We start from the raw sequence: 2,487 nt of genomic DNA on the forward strand, positions 1-2,487 counted from the left end.
ATATTGATTTAACTCAAGCATGAGTTTATGCAGGATTTTAGTAATTTATCAAGTATTTTGACACTTATAATCCTGTACATCCTATAATCCTGGATATTATCTCGACTTTGCTCGATAACCACCTGATTCAGACAACTTTAAGATTGTATGACAATCATTTCTTTATGTATCGTCATCTGATGCTTCTGTTTGCTGCTGCAAAGATTCCCGAATAAATGACAATAACTCAGGATTATTTTCTATTTGCTCTAGGAAAGTTAATGCTGTCTCTGTATTTAGTTCTGGAAGGTTTGCTTGTTTTGCAAGTGCTTCAAGAATACTAAACAATGTATCTTTGTTACATTGCAAAAGCTCCATGATATATAAGACTTTTACCATAACTGCTGCATTTTGCGTATTAGGGTGTTCATTTCCTAATTCTTTTTTATATATTGCTAATGCTTTATTAAATAACTTTTTAGCTTTTTTATATTTATTTTGTGCTTCATATAAAAATGCAAAATTGTAATAACTTTGTGCTACATCAGAATGTTCTACACCAAGTTGACTTTTACGTATTCTTAAAGATTGAAGATAGTAAAGTTTTGCTTTGTTATATTGTTCTTGATCTTTGTTATATTGTCCTTGATCTTTATAAAATAAAGCTAAATTATGGAGACTTTGTGCAACATCAGAATGATCATTACCTAGTTGGCGTTTTCTGATATTTAAAGCTTTTAAATAAAGAGGTTTAGCATAATTGTATAGTCCTTGACAATGGTACAATAATGCTAAATTATTAAGACTTTGAGCAACATCAAGATTATCTGTACCGAGTTGGCGTTTTCTGATTTCTAAAGACTGACAAATGAGAAATTCTGCTTTAGTATAAAGTTTTTGGCAAGCATACATTAATCCTAACTCATTTAAAATTTTTGCTACATCAAGATGCTCTTTACCTAGTTGGCATTTTTTTATTTCTAAAGACCAAAGATAGAGAGGTTCTGCTTTATTGTATTTTCCTTGAGAATGGTATAACCATGCTAACCCATTTAAACTAACAGCAAATTTAATACTTGCTTTATTTTCCCACCAAGCAATTGTCTTTTCTAGATGTGGTTCAATTAAATTGAATGTTATTAAATTAATTGGTGGATTAATACTACTAGCAACTAGAGCAAAAACATCACAAAATACTTGTTTAATTTGGCTAAAGTTCAAGTGCTGTTTTAACTGTTCATAAAAATAATCGTGAATTAACAAATGTAAATTATAAATATCTTTGTCAACAGTTATCACCAAATGCAGTTTTCTTAAAGATTTTAACCAACGGTCTTTTAAATTATCATGATTAAATGATTCACCTTGCAACTGTTGATAAATTTTAATAACCAAATCCCAACGAATAGGATAAGGTGCAAAAGCAGCTAAAACACAAGCAAGATGTTTAGCTTCTGATTTTAATTCTTCCCAACTTAAATCAAATGCAGCTTGTAAACCTCTTTTTGCTTGCATTCCTGCCGGTACTTGTTCTGGTGACAGTGCAGAATGTTTAATTTTCTCTTGCAATTTACCACGCATTGCTAACAGTGATAAATCCTGATAATCTTCATCATCTAAATAATATCCTACCAATTCTAAAGCTAAAGGCAAATATCCCAACTCATAACAAAGTAGTTTAGCCTCTTCTGGTTCTGCATTAATTCTTTTTTGTCCAATAATTGCAGCTAATAAATCTACTGCTGCTGCTTCTGACAAAACTTCTAATTCTAATTTTTCCGCAATGCGTTTATCTGGTGTTTCCCGCGAAGTCATCAATACTCGCAGAGAAACTAAATCCTTTGGTGGTAAATAGGATTCGATATCTTTATTTAAACTAGATACATCATCAAAAATCAATAATACATTTTCTGTTTGATATTTCCATTGTTGCCAACAAGCCGTTACCATTTGTTGAGTAGATAAATTTGCTGGTAAATCTGCTTTAAATCGCCATTTAGTCAAAGCGATAATTTCCCCAGCCATATTTTCCCTATCTCTGACATCAATATAATAGACTCCACCAGTAAATAATGATATACATTCTGGTAGATTTGCATATTCTCGCACCAGTCCAGTTTTCCCAATTCCTCCCATTCCAGAAACAACACAAACGTTTTTACCACTTTGCAATAATTCATGGAGTTTTTCTAATTCTTTTTCCCGTCCAAACAGTCCACCTTCACGGGGTTGGGGTGGTTTGAAAGGGTTTCCTTTTAAATATTGTGTTGTACTAGGAAAGATGTTATTTATAACATTACCTTCTCCGTCTTGTTGGATATTTATTTGTTTGTCAAAGTTGTTAAAGTTCATAAGATAATTTGAAGTAAATAAATGTAGGAGTTTAGCAATGCTAATTGGTGTCAGATTAACGTAAAACTCATAGCCCGACTGGGAATGAATTCCCTAGCAACTTGAGTTAGTTTACTTTGCCCAACTGGGAATGAATTCCCAGTCTGATAGCAAAAG

General features: G+C 32.0%; 1 protein-coding gene. It reads right to left on the reverse strand.

Translation table 11 applies throughout. From position 1 onward, the window contains the following. Nucleotides 1–162: 162 nt before the first annotated feature. The gene (locus tag ACIR131C_RS0107165; RefSeq protein ID WP_028089647.1) at nucleotides 163–2,331 is read right to left on the reverse strand and encodes a tetratricopeptide repeat protein; all 2,169 of its coding nucleotides are present in this window, start codon (nucleotides 2,329–2,331) and stop codon (nucleotides 163–165) included. Nucleotides 2,332–2,487: the final 156 nt, after the last annotated feature.

The organism is Dolichospermum circinale AWQC131C (assembly GCF_000426905.1).
Classification (GTDB): Bacteria; Cyanobacteriota; Cyanobacteriia; order Cyanobacteriales; family Nostocaceae; genus Dolichospermum; species Dolichospermum circinale.

Excerpts from the sequence above, each read along its gene's own strand:
- ACIR131C_RS0107165 (WP_028089647.1), bottom strand. The coding sequence starts at position 2,331 with ATGAACTTTAACAACTTTGACAAACAAATAAATATCCAACAAGACGGA.